Annotated in this window: 20 protein-coding genes; 10 read left to right on the plus strand and 10 right to left on the minus strand. The window is 56.5% G+C overall.

Annotated features, from left to right (window positions below; translation table 11 throughout):
• Positions 1–285: 285 nt before the first annotated feature.
• From Q0903_RS03150 to Q0903_RS03175, 6 genes are all read right to left on the minus strand, one after another.
• On the minus strand, positions 286–1,065 hold the full coding sequence (locus tag Q0903_RS03150) for an SDR family oxidoreductase (RefSeq protein WP_299412779.1): 780 nt from the start codon (positions 1,063–1,065) through the stop codon (positions 286–288).
• A gap of 10 nt (positions 1,066–1,075) precedes the next feature.
• Positions 1,076–2,038 (minus strand): calcium/sodium antiporter, encoded by a 963-nt coding sequence (locus tag Q0903_RS03155; RefSeq protein ID WP_299025054.1) that lies wholly within the window; start codon positions 2,036–2,038, stop codon positions 1,076–1,078.
• Positions 2,039–2,203: 165 nt separating this feature from the next.
• A complete protein-coding gene (locus Q0903_RS03160) occupies positions 2,204–3,001 on the minus strand; it encodes a S49 family peptidase (protein WP_299412782.1) in 798 nt (265 codons plus the stop codon).
• A 49-nt stretch (positions 3,002–3,050) separates the two neighbouring features.
• Positions 3,051–3,812 (minus strand): ABC transporter permease, encoded by a 762-nt coding sequence (locus tag Q0903_RS03165; protein WP_299025058.1) that lies wholly within the window; start codon positions 3,810–3,812, stop codon positions 3,051–3,053.
• On the minus strand, positions 3,809–4,741 hold the full coding sequence (locus Q0903_RS03170; RefSeq protein ID WP_299412785.1) for an ABC transporter ATP-binding protein: 933 nt from the start codon (positions 4,739–4,741) through the stop codon (positions 3,809–3,811). Before Q0903_RS03170 ends, Q0903_RS03165 begins: the two co-directional genes overlap by 4 nt.
• Before the next feature lie 68 nt (positions 4,742–4,809).
• Positions 4,810–5,328: a carbon monoxide dehydrogenase subunit G gene (locus tag Q0903_RS03175; protein WP_299412788.1), complete on the minus strand. Its 519-nt coding sequence runs from the start codon at positions 5,326–5,328 to the stop codon at positions 4,810–4,812.
• An 81-nt stretch (positions 5,329–5,409) separates the two neighbouring features.
• On the opposite strand from Q0903_RS03175, the gene Q0903_RS03180 reads away from it, so the two are divergent.
• A complete protein-coding gene (locus Q0903_RS03180; protein ID WP_299025064.1) occupies positions 5,410–6,387 on the plus strand; it encodes a DMT family transporter in 978 nt (325 codons plus the stop codon).
• Positions 6,388–6,389: 2 nt separating this feature from the next.
• On the opposite strand, the gene Q0903_RS03185 is transcribed toward Q0903_RS03180, so the two are convergent.
• From Q0903_RS03185 to Q0903_RS03195, 3 genes are all read right to left on the minus strand, one after another.
• The gene (locus Q0903_RS03185; RefSeq protein WP_299412790.1) at positions 6,390–7,355 is read right to left on the minus strand and encodes an NADPH:quinone oxidoreductase family protein; all 966 of its coding nucleotides are present in this window, start codon (positions 7,353–7,355) and stop codon (positions 6,390–6,392) included.
• 69 nt (positions 7,356–7,424) lie between these two features.
• A complete protein-coding gene (locus Q0903_RS03190; protein ID WP_366141471.1) occupies positions 7,425–8,759 on the minus strand; it encodes a HAMP domain-containing sensor histidine kinase in 1,335 nt (444 codons plus the stop codon).
• Positions 8,756–9,427 carry a response regulator transcription factor gene (locus Q0903_RS03195; RefSeq protein ID WP_299412793.1) on the minus strand — a complete coding sequence of 224 codons (672 nt, stop codon included), beginning with the start codon at positions 9,425–9,427 and terminating at the stop codon, positions 8,756–8,758. Before Q0903_RS03195 ends, Q0903_RS03190 begins: the two co-directional genes overlap by 4 nt.
• 134 nt (positions 9,428–9,561) lie before the next feature.
• On the opposite strand from Q0903_RS03195, the gene Q0903_RS03200 reads away from it, so the two are divergent.
• From Q0903_RS03200 to Q0903_RS03210, 3 genes are all read left to right on the plus strand, one after another.
• The gene (locus Q0903_RS03200) at positions 9,562–10,638 is read left to right on the plus strand and encodes a trypsin-like peptidase domain-containing protein (RefSeq protein ID WP_299412796.1); all 1,077 of its coding nucleotides are present in this window, start codon (positions 9,562–9,564) and stop codon (positions 10,636–10,638) included.
• A 120-nt stretch (positions 10,639–10,758) separates the two neighbouring features.
• Positions 10,759–11,115, plus strand: a complete 357-nt coding sequence (locus Q0903_RS03205) for a hypothetical protein (RefSeq protein WP_299412798.1) — start codon at positions 10,759–10,761, stop codon at positions 11,113–11,115.
• Between the two features lie 73 nt (positions 11,116–11,188).
• The gene (locus tag Q0903_RS03210; RefSeq protein ID WP_299412800.1) at positions 11,189–11,683 is read left to right on the plus strand and encodes a copper chaperone PCu(A)C; all 495 of its coding nucleotides are present in this window, start codon (positions 11,189–11,191) and stop codon (positions 11,681–11,683) included.
• 44 nt (positions 11,684–11,727) lie between these two features.
• On the opposite strand, the gene Q0903_RS03215 is transcribed toward Q0903_RS03210, so the two are convergent.
• Positions 11,728–12,156 carry a MarR family transcriptional regulator gene (locus Q0903_RS03215; RefSeq protein WP_299025076.1) on the minus strand — a complete coding sequence of 143 codons (429 nt, stop codon included), beginning with the start codon at positions 12,154–12,156 and terminating at the stop codon, positions 11,728–11,730.
• A 73-nt stretch (positions 12,157–12,229) separates the two neighbouring features.
• Here Q0903_RS03215 and hmgA point away from each other — a divergent pair, with 73 nt between their 5' ends.
• From hmgA to maiA, 6 genes are all read left to right on the plus strand, one after another.
• Positions 12,230–13,591 (plus strand): homogentisate 1,2-dioxygenase, encoded by a 1,362-nt coding sequence (gene hmgA / locus Q0903_RS03220; RefSeq protein ID WP_299412802.1) that lies wholly within the window; start codon positions 12,230–12,232, stop codon positions 13,589–13,591.
• A 227-nt stretch (positions 13,592–13,818) separates the two neighbouring features.
• A complete protein-coding gene (gene fahA / locus Q0903_RS03225; protein WP_299412805.1) occupies positions 13,819–15,072 on the plus strand; it encodes a fumarylacetoacetase in 1,254 nt (417 codons plus the stop codon).
• A 20-nt stretch (positions 15,073–15,092) separates the two neighbouring features.
• Entirely contained in the window at positions 15,093–16,043 is a 951-nt protein-coding gene (locus Q0903_RS03230) for an MBL fold metallo-hydrolase (protein ID WP_299412808.1), read from the plus strand.
• Positions 16,044–16,353: 310 nt separating this feature from the next.
• Positions 16,354–17,973, plus strand: a complete 1,620-nt coding sequence (locus Q0903_RS03235) for an FAD-dependent oxidoreductase (RefSeq protein ID WP_299412810.1) — start codon at positions 16,354–16,356, stop codon at positions 17,971–17,973.
• Positions 17,974–17,976: 3 nt separating this feature from the next.
• Entirely contained in the window at positions 17,977–18,156 is a 180-nt protein-coding gene (locus tag Q0903_RS03240) for a DUF2783 domain-containing protein (RefSeq protein WP_299025086.1), read from the plus strand.
• Entirely contained in the window at positions 18,153–18,770 is a 618-nt protein-coding gene (maiA, locus tag Q0903_RS03245) for a maleylacetoacetate isomerase (protein WP_299412813.1), read from the plus strand. Before Q0903_RS03240 ends, maiA begins: the two co-directional genes overlap by 4 nt.
• Positions 18,771–18,891: the final 121 nt, after the last annotated feature.

The raw sequence follows: 18,891 nt of genomic DNA on the forward strand, positions 1-18,891 counted from the left end.
GCCTGTTTGATTCTCACTTTCTCTTCACGGTTTAGCAGCCACAGCAACCAGAAACATGTCCACTTTTGCTGTGGATAACTCTGCGTATAAGTTCTTGATCGAAACAAATTTTTGTTGTTTTTAAGGGGCTTCGTTAACTTGCTTAAAAAATAGGCAAAATCTTAAACCTTTGCTTTCATTAAGTAAATTTATTTCAACTATGTAAAACAGGGGATTAGAGCGCGAATTTCGTAACAGTTGTAAACCTTTCAATCGTGACGTGCAAAACTTTACCCAGCGGCAGGATTACTCGACGCCCAGCACATCAGGCGTTTGCCATCCCAGATGCTGCCCTCCGTCTACACAAACAAGTTGGCCAGTCACACTCTTAGCGTCCAGAAAATAGCCCAGTGCCGCGGTAATGTCGTCGGGGTTTGCACCGCGCCTTAGTACAGTTGCAGCGCGCTGCGCCTCAAAATGTGATTGCGTCTGACGGCTACCTTGCAGTGTAGGTCCCGGACCGATGGCGTTGACACGCACATGCGGTGCCAACGCTTGGGCTGTGGTCTGCGTCAGTGCCCACAACCCCATCTTGGCAAGCGTATATGTCATGAACTCTGGTGTCAGTTTGCGCACACGCTGGTCCACCATATTGACGATCAGCCCTGTGGCAACAGGCTCCCCTGATGGATCTTCTGTCGCGACAAGCCCTTGGGCCGCCATCGCCTGTGACAGCACAAATGGCGCGCGTAGATTTGAGTTGATATGCCGATCCCAACTCTCTCGCGTGGCAGTGGTGAGACGGTCATATTCGAATATCGACGCGTTGTTCACAAGACAGGTCACGGGACCGCCCAGCGCCTGCGCCGCCTCAGGCAGCAACGCTTCCATCGCCTCCAGTTCAAGAAGGTCTGCTTGCAGCGCAACAGCGTTTCGACCCATTGCCATAATCTCGGTCACCACCGCGTCTGCTGCTTCCGAAGATGCCGCGTAATGCACTGCAACGTCATGACCACGCCCGGCCAAGTATAGCGCCATAGCGCGGCCGAGACGCTTGCCTGCGCCCGTAACTAATGCTCGTTTCATCGTGTCGCCCTTAACCCGCCAATACCACGTAGAGATAGGTGACATATAGCGCGACCAGCACAATTCCCCAGAGCCGTGTAATGTTTTGGCCCAAATAGACAAAAGGGATCAACAGCAACGATGCACCTAGCATAACCCACAGGTCAAAGCGCAGGAACGCCGGATCCACTTCGATAGGTCCGACAAGGCTCGCGATGCCGATAATTGCCAGCAGGTTAAACATATTCGACCCGATGACATTGCCCAGCGCTACATCAGCCTGACGGCGAAGAGCTGCGACGACTGTGGTTGCAAGCTCGGGCAGTGATGTCCCGATGGCTACCAGCGTAAGACCGATGACCGTGTCACTCACACCGAACTCCTTAGCGATAATCGTGGCATTATCCACCAGCAGTGACGCGCCCAAAGGCAAACCAACCAAACCCAGCACCAAAAACAGGCCGATCCGCCAGCCAGGCATGTCGGGGTCAACACCCTCAAGGTCTTCTTCATCGTCAGAGGCACAAGCAACGTCGGCGTTACGGTGTGCGCGTGCATCCCGAGCAGCATCGATCAACATAAATGCAAGCGCCGAAAGCAAGGCAATCGCTGCAATCCAGTCAAACACGCCACGATAGGCAAGGGCGATGAAAAGCGCTGTCGCAGCGATCATGTGATTGAAGGATTTGCGGGTGCTGCACTCAGAAGTGTGCATGGTCGCAAGCAGCGCAGGCACCCCCAAAACCAGCAAAATATTCGCTGTGTTCGACCCAACCACATTGCCCATTGCAATGCCTGGAACATCGTCCAGCACTGCCTTGATCGAAATCAAAAGCTCGGGTGCAGAGGTGCCAAAGGCCACAATTGTCAGGCTGACAATCAGCGCCGGAATACCCACGCGCAGACTAAGATTGACCGCACCTTTAACCAAAGCATCACCTGCCAGCAGCAGAATAAGCAGCCCCAGCCCCGACAACAGCCACGCGGTAATCATCCCCGTTTCCCTCCACAGGCACAGGGCCCTTTACCAATGCGGTATCGGCCGCACCCGCTACATTTTCGCTGTGTCAGGCTTTTGCCACCGATCCAGTGCATTTTGCCAAACCAGCCAAGCACACCAATAAAAACCAGAAAAAGTGCAACGATTTTCAGGATCATATTACAGCCCGAACCGTGCAAATTGTGCACGCTCTTCGACGCCGTGCAGTGCATCGCCAACGATCTGCGCGCCAAAGCGGCTCAGCAACCCTTTTTTTGTGCCGTATCGGCGCATCTGAACCTTTTTGCCAAACCGCTCTTGCAGATGTGGTTTGATGTGGCCGATGCCGTCGATCAACCCAACCTCGATCGCTTTGCGGGCCAGCCAGATTTCGCCCGTGAACAGATCACGCCCCTCAGCCAATTTACCCGCACGCCGCGTGTTCACATGGTCTTTGAAATTCTCGTGGATGTCTTCCAACAGCTCTTTGAGCCGTGCGACGTCCTCTTCTTTTTCGGGGCGGAAGGGATCGAGCATGGATTTTGAATTGCCCGCTGTGTAGACCCGCCGTTCAACACCGTTCTTTGCTAACAACTCATGCAGGCCGAAGCCCGCAGAGATAACGCCGATGGAGCCGACGACAGAAGATGTATCGGCATAGATTTCATCCGCTGCAGCCGCCAGCCAGTACCCCCCGGAAGCGGCCACATCTTCAACAAAGGCGATCACAGGGATGTCCTTTTCCTCCGCCAGCCGCCTGATACGCGCACCAATCAGCGAGGATTGCACAGGGCTGCCGCCGGGCGAGTTCACTTCGAGGGCGACAGCGACGGGTTTGCCTTTGGAAAAGGCCTTTTCTAACACAGGTGCGAGGCTTGCATCATTCAACGCACCACGGCCCGAGGTGCCGATCATCCCCGACAGGCGGATAACGGCAACGGTCGGGTCGCTTTTCACAAAGGGGAGCCAGTTTTTCATGGCCTACATGTAGAGCCACGCAAGCCGCGCAACAAGGCAGTGCGTAAGATTATTGCCGGATGCGCCAACCGGTTTTGAAAATCCACCAGATTACCGACATACAAAGAGCCGTGAATGCCGCAATGGCGAACAGGCTGATCCCGATAGGCACGTCCGCCGCACCAAAGAACGACCAACGGAACCCCGAAATCAGATAAACCACTGGGTTAAAGTGAGAAATCACCTGCCAGACGGGGGGCAACATCGAGATCGAATAGAACGATCCACCGAGAAAGACCAACGGCGTGATGATCAATAGCGGCACAAGCTGCAGCTGCTCAAAATTGCCTGCCCAGATGCCGATGATAAACCCCATCAACGAAAAGCTGATGCAGGTCAGCACCAGAAAGCCGATCATCGCCAAAGGGTGTTGAATCTCGAAATCTACAAACAGGAAGGCGGTGGCAAGGATAATAACGCCGATAAACAGCGCCTTGGTTGCGGCAGCGCCCACATACCCCATGACAATCTCAAGAAAATTCACAGGCGCCGAGAGTAATTCGAATATCGTGCCGATGAATTTCGGGAAATAGATGCCGAAACTGGCATTTGAGATCGACTGCGTGATCACACTCAGCATGATGAGGCCCGGCACAATGAACGCAGCATATGAAACGCCTTCAACTTCTTGAATCCGGCTGCCGATGGCGGCACCGAACACGACGAAGTAAAGAGACGTAGACAGCACCGGCGAGATAAAGCTCTGCGCGATGGTGCGAAAGAAGCGCGCCATTTCGAAGACATATATAGATTTTACAGCAGTCCAGTTCATGATGCGTCTCCGTCATTTACAAGGTCCACAAAAATATCCTCAAGGCTGGATTGCCGCGTGACCACATCGCGCAAGGTCAAACCTGCGGCGGCGACTTCTGACAGCAGTTTGGTGATACCCGTGCGTTCGCTGCGGGTGTCGTAGGTATAGACTAACGCTGTGCCGTCTTCTGACAGGCGCAGCGCATCCGAAGCAAGGCTGGCAGGAATTTCGGTAATGGTTTCGGACAGCTGGACCTCAAGCTCCTTCTTACCCATCCGCGCCATCAATTTATCCTTATCCTCGACCAACAGGATTTCTCCGGCAGCAATCACGCCGATCCTATCGGCAATTGCTTCGGCTTCTTCGATGTAATGGGTTGTCAGGATGATGGTCACACCATCGCGTTTCAGTTCGGCCACAATCTCCCACATGTCGCGGCGCAGTTCTACGTCTACGCCCGCAGTCGGCTCATCCAGAAAAAGCACACGCGGCTCATGGCTCAGGGCTTTGGCGATCAGCACGCGCCGTTTCATGCCACCCGACAACTCACGTATCTGGCTGTCACGTTTGTCCCACAAGGACAGCTGGCGCAAGATTTTCTCGATCAATGCGGGGTTGGGTGATTTGCCGAATAAACCACGAGAGAACCTGACCGTGTTGATCACCCGCTCGAAAGGCTCGAGATTGATCTCTTGCGGAACAAGACCGATCATGGCACGCGCCGCGCGAAAGTCATCAATTGTATCATGACCACCAACTCGCACTGTGCCAGAGGTCGCTGTTGTAATGCCGCAGATCGTTGAAATCAGCGTTGTTTTGCCCGCACCATTTGGACCAAGCAGCGCAAGAATCTCGCCCTCGTCAATCGTCAGATCGACGCCCTTGAGCGCCTCGAAGCCGCTGGCATATGCTTTGCGCAGTGCTGTAATTTCAAGAATAGCGGGCATGGGCGTCTCCTGCATTGGACAGCCCTACCTAGACTGGATCACACCCCTGTCACAAGTGCGCCGCCGCGTCAGGATTTGGTGCGCCCGAACCAGCCCTTCTTTGCGGGCTCCTCAGTCTGCGCGGCTTCGTCCTCCACCGCATCTGCGGGCCCTTCGAGGGCGGATTGCAGGTTATTGAAAAACTGGTCAGCCATTTTTTTGGCAAAGCCGTCGATAATGCGGCTGCCCAATTGCGCCAACTTGCCGCCAACCTTTGCTTCGACATCATAGCTCAGCTCACACCCGCCATCTACAGCAGCAAGGCGCACATCAGCCCCCCCTTTGGCAAAGCCAGCAGCCCCGCCTTTGCCTGCCCCATCGATCTTTAGCGAGGTATCGGGCACCAAATCACTGATTGTGACTTCGCCTTTGAACGTGGCCTTAACCGGCCCTACCTTCTGCACAACGGTCGCAACAAAACCCTCCTCGGGGGAGCCCGCGACTTCGGTTGCGCCAGGCACGCAGGCCTTGAGCATTTCTGGATCGAGCAGCGCAGCGTAGACCTGTGCGGGTGTGGCAGCGATCTGGCGGGTATCTGACATTTGCATGGGGGCGCTCTCCTTGATGTGTTGGCCCCGACGCTATGAATTTTTCTGGACAGCCGCAACGGGAATGAAGAGGGTGGCACCATGACAGTGCCTGTAAACCGTGCAGGCCCCGCAATCGCCTTTGTGCTGTTCGGGGTTTTGTGCATCTCTCTCAACGACATGCTGATAAAGCAACTGTCCAGCGGCTATCCGCTGCACCAGATCGTGTTCTTTCGCTCGTTGATCGGTTTGCTGGTGACGCTTGTCTTCCTTCAGTTCGAGGGGGGGTTGCCCGCATTGCGTACGGATCGTCCTTGGCTGCACGTCTTGCGAGGTGTGTTGGTGGTGATCGCCAACATGTGCTTTTTCCTCGCCCTTGCAGTTTTGCCCTTGGCCGATGTCACGGCACTGTTCTTTGTCGCGCCCCTTTTCATCACACTTCTGTCGATCCCGCTTTTGGGTGAAAAGGTCGGCCCTCTGCGGCTGGGCGCCGTACTGGTAGGGTTTATCGGTGTGGTCATTATGCAGCGTCCCTGGGCTTCGCCTGATGCGTTAGAGGTATCGCGCATTGTGCTGCTGCTGCCCGTGCTTGCCGCGCTCACCTATGCGCTTAACCAGTTGATGACCCGCAAATTGGGGGTCAAAGCGCCCGCATCGACGCTTGCCATCTATATCCAGTGCACTTTTCTCGTAGTGTCTGTGGCATTTTATCTGGCTGCAGGAGATGGGCGCTATGCTGCTCAAGTCACTAATCCATCTCTCGAATTCTTACTGCGCGCTTGGGTCTGGCCTGCTGCCAGCGATCAATGGGTGCTGCTGGGAATGGGCGTGAACGGCGCGCTTATCGGATATTGCCTGAGCCAAGCCTACCGTCTTGCTGACGCAGCAACTGTTGCCCCGTTTGAATACATCGGGCTTCCCCTCGCGGTATTCTGGGGTCTTGTCATCTTTGGCGATCTGCCAACATGGGAGGTTTGGACAGGCATCGCGCTTATTCTGTCCTCGGGACTTTTCGTATTTTTTCGCGAGCAGGCCAAGGCGCGGCGCACCATCCAGCGCCCCGTTGCACGCCGCCACTGAACTCAGCTGCGCAGATCAATCACAACTTTGCCCGTTGCTTGGCGTGTGCGTAGTAAATCCAGACCTGCATTCGCCTCTGCCAATGGTAGGGTATGGCTGATGTGTGGCACCAGTTTGCCCTCCAGATACCAGCCGATCAGCTTCTTGAAACTGCGGGTCATCGCCTCTGGGTTCAGTTTGGCAAAGCCACCAAGGTAGAAGCCAAGCACTGTCATATTCTTTACCAGCAAGTAATTCGCCGGAATTTGAGGCACCTCACCACTGGCAAACCCCAGCGGCAACAGGCGTGCGCCGACATTACAGGCCCGCATTGCGGCATCGAATTGCACACCCCCGATAGGATCATAAACAACATCCGCACCGCCCAGCGCCTTGACGGCTGCGCGGATGTCATCTGCATCGGAATCAATCAAATGGTCGGCCCCTTTGTCAGCGGCAATTTCCAGCTTTTCAGCGCCACGCGCGCAAGCAATCACCTCGGCCCCCATGAGTTTGCCCAGCTCAACCGCCGTCAAACCTACACCGCCCGAGGCGCCCAGCACCAACAAGCGTTCATTGGGCTGCAGCCCCGCCTTTGCCTCCAATGCGATATGGCTCGTGCCATACGTGATCAGAAATGCCGCCGCATCGCTATAAGGCATCGCATCGGGCAGCCCCACGCATTTTCCTTCGGACAGCACGACGTATTCTGCCAGACCGCCCGTACCACTATAGGCCGCAATTCTTTGCCCCACGCGCAATTGCGTCACACCATCGCCCACTGCGGTCACTTCACCTGCCAGTTCCATCCCCGGTGTGAAAGGCAGTGAAGGCTTTTCCTGATAGCTGCCCTTGACCAGCAACGTATCACCAAAATTCAACCCGCAGGCAGCCACCCTTACAACAACCTCGCCGCGTGCAGGCACGGGCATATCCAGTTCCCGCATGACAAGATCCGTGTTGTACTGTGTTACTTGCATGGCCTGCATTGTGGTGTCCTTTGATGTTGTATCACCGGCAGAGTGACCCTGCGCAGGCCCAAGTTCAAGCCTGATAGCCTAAACGGGTTCAAACGAAACACACACGCGCAGGCCCGGGTTCGCATCCCCAAAGTTAAGTCGTGCGCCATGCAGGCGCGCCACACCGTCCACCAGACTAAGCCCCAGACCGTTGCCAGGCGTATTGCGGCTGCGGTCAAGACGGTAAAGCCTTTGCACGACGCGTGCACGCTCTTCTTCAGGGATACCCGGACCTGTGTCGGCGACGGTCAGTTCAGCCGTGCCCGCGCGACAAACCAATGACAAAGATATCTTGCTGCCCGTCCCGCTATGGCGCAGGGCATTTTCCAACAGATTTGCAATCATCTGACCCAGCAGGTTTTTCTCGCCCATAACCTGTACATCTGGCGCAACATCACATGATATCGTTTGCCCTGCATTTTGCGCGGATGGCTCATAAACATCGACCATCGTGAGGCACAGCTGTGCCAGATCAACCGGGGCGAAAGCCGCTTGTAGCGCGCCGTTCTCGACCTGTGCCAATTGCAGCAGGGATTGAAACACGCTTGCGATACCTTCGACTTCGGCACGTGTCTGGGCCACCAACTCGCTGGCTTGGGTCTCTTTCACCACCTCTTGCAAAGCCTCCAGTTGCAACGAAACCCGCTGCACGGGCGTTTTAAGATCATGCGCAATATCAGAAGACACCTGCCGCAGCGCAGTGACGGACCGTTCTTGTGCATCCGCCATTGTGTTCACCGCACCCCCGATGCGTACCAGATCATCGGACCAGCGTTTTCCCGTGACGACCCGCGCGCCCAAATTCCCCCCTGTGATCCGCTCAAGTGCAGCGCGGATCACTTCCACATGGCGCTGGGAGCGACGCGCAAGGATAAGCCCGCCAGACAGCGCAATCAGAACTGTAGGCAGCAGACTGATCCAGAGGATGTTCAGAAAAACAGGCTGCAACGCCTCAATCTCGGCGCGGCTGCGGGCAATGGTCAGGCGTCCCCCATACAGGCGCGCACTGAGGGCCAGATACTCTCCGTTGAGCGTTGCGCGCCCCTCCTCAAGCGATATGATGTGAAACCCTTCGTCATCGCGGGCCACGGCCCCATTGCCATAAATGCGCCCGGACGGACTGGCATAGCTCAATACCAGACGCCCCGGATCGGTATCTGCAGATTCTGCTTGCACCAATACGGCGACTGCGCGGGCAGAGGGCGCCGCGCGGAACCCCGCCAGATCCTGTGCCAGATCATCACGGATAGACTGTTCGAATGCAGCGCGCGTAAATGCATAGCTGGCAGCAAGACTTAGCAGACTAACAGTGCCGAACAGCAAAACCAGCACCAGAGCCAGACGCAATGGCATGGAACGCCAAAGCGCCTTCACCCGTCTATCCTGTAGCCAGCGCCCCGCACCGTTTTGATAAGTTCCTTCTCAAACGGCTTGTCGACTTTGGCGCGCAAACGGCTGATGTGGGTCTCGACGACATTTGTCATTGGATCAAAGGACAAATCCCATACGCCTTCCAGCAGCATTGTTCGGGTCTGCACGCGGCCTTTGCGGCGCAACAAGAACTCCAGCAGCGTGAATTCACGCGGCAGCAGATCAATCTCCTGCCCCGCGCGCATTACCTTGCGGGTCAGCAGATCAAGGGTCAGATCGCCCGCTGTCAGCACTGTCTGCTGCTCCACCGCTTGCGGTCGCCGCCCGAGGGCCGCAACCCGCGCGGACAGTTCTCCAAAGGCGAACGGCTTGACCAGATAATCATCGCCCCCTGCGTTCAGCCCACCGATCCTGTCCTCAACCGACCCCATTGCTGTCAGAAAAAGAACAGGCGTCGTGTTGCCTGCACCCCGCAGGGTTTTCACAAGTGTTAACCCGTCAACCTGCGGCATCATCCGGTCAACGATGAGCACATCATAGCCGCCGCTGATCGCCGCCAGCAGCCCCGCGCGCCCGTCAGCCAGCAAATCAACCACATGGCCCTCTTCGCGCAAACCGCGTGCGACATAGCTGCCAGTGGTAGGGTCATCTTCGATCACGAGTACTTTCATACCATCTATATAGGTATTTACGCGGTCGCCTGCACCCCGATGCATGTTACAGATTTGTATAGGCCATACAGGCTGCGCGGTAATCTTGGAGGACCAAGTGTAGTCCAATCGCAAACAGATGCACGAGGAACCATATGACATCTTTGCTCTCAAAATCCGCCCCTCTGGCGCTTGCCGCCGCATTGGCCCTGCCTCCAATCATCATGCCCGGCGCGGCCTTGGCCGTACCGCCTGGTGGCTACGGCGATCTGGTAGAAGAGGTCGGCCCAGCGGTTGTATTCATAGAAGTGACCGCAGCGGCCCCAGCGAACACCGCAGACATCTTGCCTGACACACTACGCCGCAGGTTCGAACAGCACGCGCCCCAGGACAGGCAGCGCAACGGTCTTGGATCCGGTTTTATCATCTCTGACGACGGACAGATTGTGACCAACCACCATGTGGTAGAAGGCGCGCAGTCGGTCAAAGTCACCCTGACGGACGGGCGCAGCTACGAGGCCGAAGTGCTCGGCAGTGACCCTGCAACTGACATCGCACTCTTGTCGATCAAGCCCGATGCAACCCTGCCATTTGTCACTTTCGGCAGCTCCGACACGATGCGCGTGGGTGACGAGGTTGTGGCGGTGGGCAATCCTTTCGGCCTGAGCTCAACCGTGACCAGCGGGATTATCTCGGCCAAATCACGCGACATCAATGCCGGGCCTTATGACGAGTTCATCCAGACCGACGCAGCCATCAATCGCGGCAACTCAGGGGGGCCACTGTTCAACAATGAGGGTGAAGTGGTTGGGGTCAATACCGCAATCCTGTCGCCCGGAGGCGGGTCAGTCGGCATCGGCTTTGCCGTGCCATCTGACATTGTGCGTGAAATCGTGGATGATCTGGCCACAGAAGGCCGCGTGACGCGCGGCTGGCTGGGCGTAAACATCCGCCCGATGAGCGATGAGGTCGCTCAGGTGCTTGGGTTTGACGCGACCAGAGGGGCTGTGGTTGAAGCCGTCAGTGCCGATAGCCCCGCGGCACAGGCGGGTCTACGCAAGGGCGATATCATTTTGCGCTTTGACGAAACAACCATTGCAGCACTACGGGATCTCACTCGCGCGGTTGCTTCCAAAACGCCAGAAGATGCCGCGACAGTAACCGTTCTGCGCCGCGGCAAAGAACTGACGCTGGATGTGACCATCGGTACACTCGCCCCGCAGCAGACCTAAGCGCGCAGCCCCTGAACCTGCCCAAACAACTGGACGGTTCGGGGGCTATTTTCCTATCGGGCCTGAATGCCGCAGGCAAGACATCTAGAACTTGCCCGTTTGCGGGTATACCGTTTGCCTATGAACGGTTCGCTGCATATCAAGATCTATCAGGCCCTTCTGGCACTGGTCACTCTGGCCTTACTCAGCCTGCCGTTTGCGCACCGCGCAGGTGCCGCACCAGTTACACCAGAAATGTCAGAATATCTCGCCCTTGGCGGTGCATTGTCGGACATTTGCGGTGATCTTGGCATGCCAATCGCCGGTGGCTGCGAGAGCTGTAATATTGTGGCCTCAGCGTCTTTGCCAGCCACTGTTTATTTGTCAGGCTACGTGCTGCACTGGACTGCCGCACAGTTCGATAATCTGGCAACGGTCCAAACGCCTGATGCCGCCCCATACGCCCTGCCACCTGCAAGGGCGCCCCCTGTCCTATGATGTGTTGAACAGCCTAATCGAATAACACAGATCGCAGCTGCTTTGTGCGCTGCCAAATCACAGGACATACACAATGAAATTCCTTATCCACACCGCCTTTGCGGCACTGCTCACCACGACTGCTGCTTTTGCACACGACTATACCGTGGCCGACTTGATAGTCGCACACCCCAAGACCTTTGAAAAAGCACAGGCCGTCAATGTCGCGGGTGGCTATCTGAGTATCGAGAACACAGGCAGCACCGCGGATATGCTGCTCGAAGTGCAAGTTGCAGATATCCCACGGATCGAGCTTCACCTTTCGGAAACAGACGCCAACGGCGTAGCCCGTATGACCAAGCAGGACGGCATCACCCTTCCCGCCGGTGAGACTGTTACCCTGCAACCAGGCGGGTTGCATGTGATGTTCATGGGGCTTGGTGGCACTGCCTTTGAAGAAGGCGACAAAATCAATGCAACGCTGGTTTTTGAACAGGCGGGGAAGCTGGACGTTGTCTTTAACGTCGAAGCACGCAGTGCAGATGATCACAAAGGCATGGACCACTCCGGGCACAAGATGTCAGACTGACTTCGGCAGTCAGAATGCCAGACAGGGCGCAATTTGTGCCCTGTCTAACTCTGTGCAAGTTTTTTCAAACACCGGTCCAGCACGTCACGCTCCTGAGATGTAAATTGAGCAGACAATGCCGCATCATAGGCTCTGGCTGCCTTATAGAGATCCGCATAGACAGCCTGCCCCTTGGGGGTCAGCGACAGCGTTTCATGGCGCCGGTCATGAATTTGTTCTGTGCGGCGTAAAAAGCGTTTCTCTTCCAGTGCGTGGACCGCACGGCTAACTTTGGTCTTATGCAGGCTCGCGCGGTCGCAAATCTCTTTTGCAGTCATGTCCCCATGGCGACCCAAGTGGAACAGTACACGCCATTCCGTGCGCAACATTCCATAGCGTTGGCGATAGCGAGCTTGGAAGCCCAGACTTGCCGCCTCTGCCGCTTGGTTCAGAGCGTAGGGCAGAAACTGGCCCAGATCGAATGAATCATCCATATTTATCGTCGCCACCTATTGTTAGTTACAAATCAAACTAATATCTGGATAGCATCACTGCAAAGGGAATCCGATGAACAAAGAGCTTACCCCCCACGGACTTCGCTCTGCCGCATCGCCGGTAGGCACAACCGAAGGCTACATGCCCGGTTTTGGGAATGATTTCGAGACCGAGGCGTTGCCAGGTGCTTTGCCGCAGGGCGTGAACTCCCCCCAGAAGGTGAACTACGGCCTGTACGGAGAGCAGCTTAGCGGCACTGCCTTTACCGCGCCCAGCCACCAAAACGAGCGTACATGGTGCTACCGCATCCGCCCTTCTGTCAAACACTCACACCGCTATGAAAAAATCGACCTGCCTTATTGGAAGTCTGCCCCGCACGTAGATCCCGACGTGATCTCGCTGGGCCAGTACCGTTGGGACCCTGTGCCGCACAGCGACCAGCCGCTAACATGGCTGACAGGCATGCGCACGATGACGACTGCAGGTGATGTGAACACCCAGGTAGGCATGGCAAGCCATATCTACCTTGTCACGGAAAGCATGAAGGACAGCTATTTTTACTCGGCGGATTCCGAACTGTTGGTGGTCCCCCAAGAAGGTCGCCTTCGGTTTGCGACCGAGCTGGGTGTGATCGACATCGAGCCGCAGGAGATCGCAATCATCCCGCGTGGGCTTGTCTACCGCGTTGAAGTGCTCGAAGGGCCCTGCCGCGGTTTTGTCTGCGAAAACTATGGCCAGAAATTCCACCTGCCCGGACGTGGTCCGATCGGGGCCAACTGTATGGCCAACCCGCGCGACTTCAAAACGCCCGTCGCGGCATATGAAGATCGCGACGCGCCCTCAACTGTAACGATCAAATGGGCAGGACAATTCCACGAGACCAAGATCGGCCATTCACCGCTGGACGTGGTCGCATGGCATGGCAACTATGCGCCCTGCAAATACGATCTACGCACCTACTGCCCCGTCGGCGCGATCCTGTTTGATCATCCCGATCCGTCGATCTTTACCGTTCTGACTGCCGATTCAGGTGTTGAAGGCACCGCGAACATTGATTTTGTGCTGTTCCGTGATCGCTGGATGGTAGCCGAGGATACCTTTCGGCCACCATGGTACCACAAAAACGTCATGTCCGAACTGATGGGCAATATATTTGGCATCTATGACGCCAAGCCTAAGGGGTTCATCCCCGGTGGCATGTCCTTGCACAACATGATGTTGCCCCACGGGCCGGACAAGAACGCTTTTGAGGGGGCATCAAACGCTGATTTGGGTGCAGAAAAGCTGGAGAACACCATGTCATTCATGTTCGAGACACGCTTCCCCCAGCACCTCACGGCATTCGCGGCAAACGAAGCGCCCTTGCAGGACGACTACATTGACTGCTGGACCGATCTGGAGAAGAAGTTCGACGGAACACCGGGCAAGAAATAGTGGAGATTCTTCTCGGTACTTTCGCCTTTCTCATCGTCTGCGCCGTGTTCATGTTCTTTGATATGCGGCGGGGCGCGCGCCCGGCTCGCAAACACACTAGGCGAGAGAGCGGTGAAAGCGGTAGCAGCAGCGGTGGTTGGTTTGGCGGAGACAGCGGCGGCGATTGTGGCGGCGGCGGCGACTAAAATTAAGTGCAGCGCGCCTGCACAGGGATAAAAGGAAATACAATGACTCTACAGAAATCATGGGTAGAGAGCGCCAACAGCGCCGACACCCAATTCCCGCTCAACAACCTGCCCTACGGCGTGTTCAGCACCAACAGCCTTGAGCCGCGTTGTGGCGTGGCGATCGGGGATATGATCCTTGATATGTATGCCGCCGAAGAAGCGGGCCTGATCGAACTGGCCGAAGATCCGGTATTCGATGTACCATACTGGAACGACGTGATGGAGTTGGGGCCCGAGGCATGGGCTGCCCTGCGCGAGCGCCTCACACAAATGCTTGCGGATGGCGCGGCAGAGCAAGCAGCAGTCGCGCCTTACCTAGTGCCAATGGCTGATGCCCGCATGGAGCTGCCGATGGTGGTGGCCGAATACACCGACTTTTATGCAGGTAAGAACCACGCGGTGAATGTCGGCACCATGTTCCGTGGTGCTGAAAACGCTTTACCACCCAACTGGCTGCACATTCCTATCGGCTATAACGGGCGCGCATCCTCCGTCGTCGTATCTGGTACGGATATCATCCGCCCCAACGGGCAAACCAAAGCGCCCGATGCCGATGCGCCTTCGTTCGGACCCTGCAAACGTCTTGATATCGAGCTTGAGATGGGCGCGATTGTGGGCACCGCATCCGAGCTTGGGCACCCCGTTTCTGTCGCACAGGCCGAAGAGATGATTTTCGGCTATGTCCTGCTGAATGACTGGTCGGCGCGCGATATTCAGGCGTGGGAGTACCAGCCCCTTGGCCCCTTCCAAGCCAAAGCGTTCGCGACCTCCATCAGCCCGTGGATCGTGACACGAGCCGCACTTGAGCCCTTCCGCACCTCCACACCCGCGCGCGAGAAGGAGCTGCTGCCCTATCTGCACGAGCCCAAGCCGATGCTCTACGACATTGACCTTTCTGTCACCATCCAGCCCGCAGGCGGCGAGGCCAAGACGATCTGCGAGACGAACTATCGCGAGATGTATTTCTCTGCCCCCCAGCAGCTGGCCCACCACGCAAGTTCTGGCTGTGCAATGACGCCAGGCGATCTGCTGGGCTCCGGCACCATCTCGGGCGCGGAAAAGCACCAGCGCGGCAGCCTGCTGGAGCTGTCATGGGGCGGCAAAGAGCCGATTGATATCGGCGATGGCCAGACCCGTAGCTTTATCGAAGACGGTGATACTTTGGCCCTGCACGGCGCCGCCAAAGGTGATGGCTACCTGATCGGCTTTGGCAGCTGTACCGGCACCATCAAACCCGCCGTCAAATTCCCGTAAATCCCAGTAAGGACACCAAAATGGCCAAAGCATTTGCCTCCCAAGGCGACATGACCGAAAAAACAATCACCTTCGACGAGATTGGTCGCGACCTCTGGGCGTTCACGGCTGAAGGCGATCCCAATTCCGGCGTGATTATCGGCGACGAAAGCGTGATGATCGTTGAGGCGCAGGCGACCCCGCGCCTTGCGAATAAGGTGATCGAAAAGGTGCGCGAAGTCACCGACAAACCGATTAGCCATGTTGTACTGACCCATTACCACGCTGTCCGCGTGCTGGGTGCCTCCGCCTATGGTGCCGACCAGATCATCATGGGCGAGGCCGCGCGCGGCATGGTGATGGAGCGGGGCCAAGAGGATTGGGACTCTGAGTTCCAACGCTTCCCCCGTCTGTTTGAAGGCCACGAGAGTATTCCGGGCCTGACCTACCCCACCACCACCTTCAACGACCGTATGACCGTACATCTGGGCAACCGCCGTGTTGACCTTATGCACCTTGGACGCGCACATACCGCAGGTGACATCGTGATCCATGTGCCGGACGAGAACGTGATGTTCACTGGCGACATCGTCGAAGACCACTCGGCCTGCTACTGCGGTGACGGGCATTTTGCAGATTGGGGCAATACACTGGACGCAATCAAGGCCTATGACGTGAATTCCATCGCACCAGGTCGCGGTGGCGCGCTCATCGGCAAGGACGCTGTGAACCGCGCAATCGAAAGCACGCGTGATTTCGTCAACTCTACTTATGCCCCCGCTGCCCGCGTGGCCGCCCAAGGTGGCACGCTCAAGCAGGCATGGGACGCCGTGCGCGCAGAGTGCGACCCCAAATTCGCCGACTATGCGATTTACGAGCATTGCCTGCCCTTCAACGTGGCCCGCGCCTATGACGAAGCCCGCGGCATCACTCACCCCCGCATCTGGACCGCAGAACGTGATCTGGAAATGTGGGCGGCTTTGCAGGGATGAGTGCGTGGGAGCTAGCAGAGGCCGCGTTTCTTCTAGCTCTCCTCAGCCTGTGGTTAGGGTTTGCCATCTGCATGGTTTCTTTACTGGTCCAGACTGGCGCACGTCGGGCTTTCTCTAAATTGACCGCAGCACAGAGATATGAAGCGATGAACAACGACCTTTCAAATACAGGCAGTTTTCTTCGTTCCAGCCTCGTCGGCAAAATCGCAAATGCCCTTTTGGTATTCGGGACAATCGCCGGTGTAGCCGCCGGTGGTTTCGGTATTTACGCGCGCGCAATGCAACCTCCGACTTTGTAAAGGAGAACACTATGGTCGCCACACGTTACAAGACAGCCTTCCAACTCTATCCGTACAGCAAAGTCGCGGCACAGGACCAAGCCCCTGTGCGCCATCCGGTCGTGATCGTCGGCGGTGGCCCTATCGGCCTCGCACTTGCTCTTGATTTGGGGCAAAAAGGTACGCCTGCTTTGGTGCTTGATGATCATGACGGCGCAGGTCTTGGTTCCAAAGCGATCTGCTTTGCCAAGCGAACCTTGGACATCGCTAGTCGGCTGGGTGCGGGCCAGCAGATGGTGGATAAGGGCGTTGTGTGGAATGTCGGCAAAGTCTTCCATGACGACCACAAGATTTTCGACTTCAACCTCCAGCCAGAAGCAGGTCACCGCAATCCGGCCTTCATTAATCTTCAACAACCCTATTTTGAGAAATACCTCGTCGATGCGATCAACAGCGCAAAGGCTGACGGTGCGCCAATCGAAATCAGGGGGCGCAACTGTGTCACCGCATTGGAAAACCACGGCAGTTACAGCACGCTAACTGTCGAGACGCCTGATGGCCCCTACCAGATCGAGGCCGACTATCTGATTGCATGTGATGGCGCACGGTCACCATTGCGTGACATGATGGGCCTCAGCTTTGACGGGCGTGTGTTTGAGGACAACTTCCTGATCGCTGACGTGCATATGAAGGCCGATTTCCCGACCGAGCGCTGGTTCTGGTTTGAGCCGCCGTTCAAGGACAGCGGCCAGTCTGCATTGTTGCACAAGCAGCCCGACGACATCTGGCGCATTGATTTCCAGCTCGGCTGGGACATTGACCGCGAAAAGGAGCTGGACCCTGCCCGCATCCGCGCCCGCGTTGATGCAATGCTGTCCTCTCAGGCGGGTCATGTGCCTGAATATGAGCTTGAATGGACGTCCATCTATACGTTCCAATGCCGACGGATGGAGAAGTTTCGCCACGGCAATGTGATCTTTGCTGGCGATAGCGCGCATCAAGTCTCGCCCTTTGGCGCACGGGGCGCGAACTCGGGTGTGCAAGACGCGGATAATCTGGCTTGGAAGCTTGATCTGGTACTCAAAGGGTTGGCCGACGACAGCCTGCTCGATACCTACGCACATGAGCGCGAGCATGGCGCAGACGAAAATATCCTCAATTCCTCCCGCGCGACGGACTTTATGACGCCCAAGTCCGAAGTTTCGAAAACCTTTCGCAACGCGGTGCTGGATCTGGCAAATAAACATCCCTTTGCCCGCCCTTTGGTCAACTCTGGCCGCCTGTCAGTGCCGTGCAACTACGCAGGCTTCCCATTGTTTGCCCAGGACATGCTAGAAGGGCCTGATGAAGCCAGACCTGGCATGACCTGCCCTGATGCACCACACGGTGATGGCTTTCTCCTCGATCATCTGGGGGGCGGGTTTACCCTGCTCGCCATTGGGTGCAGCGCAAAGGCCGTGCAGGCGCATGGCCTAACAGCACAAGTGGTAGAAATCACCAAACCCTCTGATGCGCTCAAAGCCCGCTATCTGGGCACAAAAGCATGCGCAGTATACCTTATTCGTCCTGATCAGCATGTCGTTGCACGCTGGCCTGAGTTTGATCCACAGGCTGTCTCTGCCGCCCTGAACATTGCGATTGGAAAGGTCTGACCAATGTTAATCCTGACCCCAAATCTGCCCGACCCTGATGGCTTTTATGACGAGCTTATCCGCGCTCATACCGATCTGGATAAAGAGCAGAGCGACGCGTTCAACGCCCGCCTGATCCTGACGCTTGCAAACCACATCGGCGACCGCAAAGTGCTTACAGCAGCATTGGAGGCCGCGAAATGAGTAATGTCATCTTGTGGGATTATCCCAAGTCTTCGGCCAGCTACCGCGTGCGGATCGCCCTCAACCTCGCCGGTATCGACTATGAGATCCGCACGGTCGATCTTTTGGCCCGTGACCACATTGGTCCTGATCATATGGCGCGTAACCCGCAAGGGTTTGTTCCCGTTCTTGACATCGACGGCCACCGCCTGACCCAATCACTGGCCATTCTTGAATACCTTGATGCAACCCGTGACATCGGATTGCTCCCCAAAGAGCCTGTCGCGCGTGCACAACAGACCGCCCTGGCCCATGCGATTGCGGTTGATCTGCATCCGGTGTGCAACCTCTCTGTCGTTGGATTTGCAACCAAGGGCAAAGAGCCACAGCGCACCGAATGGATGCAACACTTTATTACCCCGCGCATGGCTGCGTTCGAGGCGATACTGGAAGGGTTCGATCAATCGCCGTTCTGTTGTGGCGCGACACCAAGCCTTGCGGACATTGTATTGATGCCCCAGATTTACAACGCAAACCGCTGGGGAGCGGATTATTCGGACTGTACGCGAATCAAGAAAGTGGAAACAGCTTGTTCCGCGCATCCAGCCTTTGTCGCCGCGCATCCTGACCGCTAATCCACCCTGTCCCGTCAAACCGGAAAATCCAACCATATCAGCAGCCGGTTTTGCCATAGCGGTATTTCAAACATGCATCAGCGTGCATGATGTAAAACACCTTGGTGCAGCAAAAGGCCGA

Origin of the sequence: uncultured Sulfitobacter sp. (assembly GCF_947502895.1) — a bacterium.
Taxonomy (GTDB): domain Bacteria; phylum Pseudomonadota; class Alphaproteobacteria; order Rhodobacterales; family Rhodobacteraceae; genus Sulfitobacter.

Coding starts and splice junctions, on each gene's coding strand:
- Q0903_RS03150 (WP_299412779.1), bottom strand. CDS start 1,065: ATGAAACGAGCATTAGTTACGGGCGCAGGCAAGCGTCTCGGCCGCGCT.
- Q0903_RS03155 (WP_299025054.1), bottom strand. CDS start 2,038: ATGATTACCGCGTGGCTGTTGTCGGGGCTGGGGCTGCTTATTCTGCTG.
- Q0903_RS03160 (WP_299412782.1), bottom strand. CDS start 3,001: ATGAAAAACTGGCTCCCCTTTGTGAAAAGCGACCCGACCGTTGCCGTT.
- Q0903_RS03165 (WP_299025058.1), bottom strand. CDS start 3,812: ATGAACTGGACTGCTGTAAAATCTATATATGTCTTCGAAATGGCGCGC.
- Q0903_RS03170 (WP_299412785.1), bottom strand. CDS start 4,741: ATGCCCGCTATTCTTGAAATTACAGCACTGCGCAAAGCATATGCCAGC.
- Q0903_RS03175 (WP_299412788.1), bottom strand. CDS start 5,328: ATGCAAATGTCAGATACCCGCCAGATCGCTGCCACACCCGCACAGGTC.
- Q0903_RS03180 (WP_299025064.1), top strand. CDS start 5,410: ATGACAGTGCCTGTAAACCGTGCAGGCCCCGCAATCGCCTTTGTGCTG.
- Q0903_RS03185 (WP_299412790.1), bottom strand. CDS start 7,355: ATGCAGGCCATGCAAGTAACACAGTACAACACGGATCTTGTCATGCGG.
- Q0903_RS03195 (WP_299412793.1), bottom strand. CDS start 9,427: ATGAAAGTACTCGTGATCGAAGATGACCCTACCACTGGCAGCTATGTC.
- Q0903_RS03200 (WP_299412796.1), top strand. CDS start 9,562: ATGACATCTTTGCTCTCAAAATCCGCCCCTCTGGCGCTTGCCGCCGCA.
- Q0903_RS03205 (WP_299412798.1), top strand. CDS start 10,759: ATGAACGGTTCGCTGCATATCAAGATCTATCAGGCCCTTCTGGCACTG.
- Q0903_RS03210 (WP_299412800.1), top strand. CDS start 11,189: ATGAAATTCCTTATCCACACCGCCTTTGCGGCACTGCTCACCACGACT.
- Q0903_RS03215 (WP_299025076.1), bottom strand. CDS start 12,156: ATGGATGATTCATTCGATCTGGGCCAGTTTCTGCCCTACGCTCTGAAC.
- hmgA (WP_299412802.1), top strand. CDS start 12,230: ATGAACAAAGAGCTTACCCCCCACGGACTTCGCTCTGCCGCATCGCCG.
- fahA (WP_299412805.1), top strand. CDS start 13,819: ATGACTCTACAGAAATCATGGGTAGAGAGCGCCAACAGCGCCGACACC.
- Q0903_RS03230 (WP_299412808.1), top strand. CDS start 15,093: ATGGCCAAAGCATTTGCCTCCCAAGGCGACATGACCGAAAAAACAATC.
- Q0903_RS03235 (WP_299412810.1), top strand. CDS start 16,354: ATGGTCGCCACACGTTACAAGACAGCCTTCCAACTCTATCCGTACAGC.
- Q0903_RS03240 (WP_299025086.1), top strand. CDS start 17,977: ATGTTAATCCTGACCCCAAATCTGCCCGACCCTGATGGCTTTTATGAC.
- maiA (WP_299412813.1), top strand. CDS start 18,153: ATGAGTAATGTCATCTTGTGGGATTATCCCAAGTCTTCGGCCAGCTAC.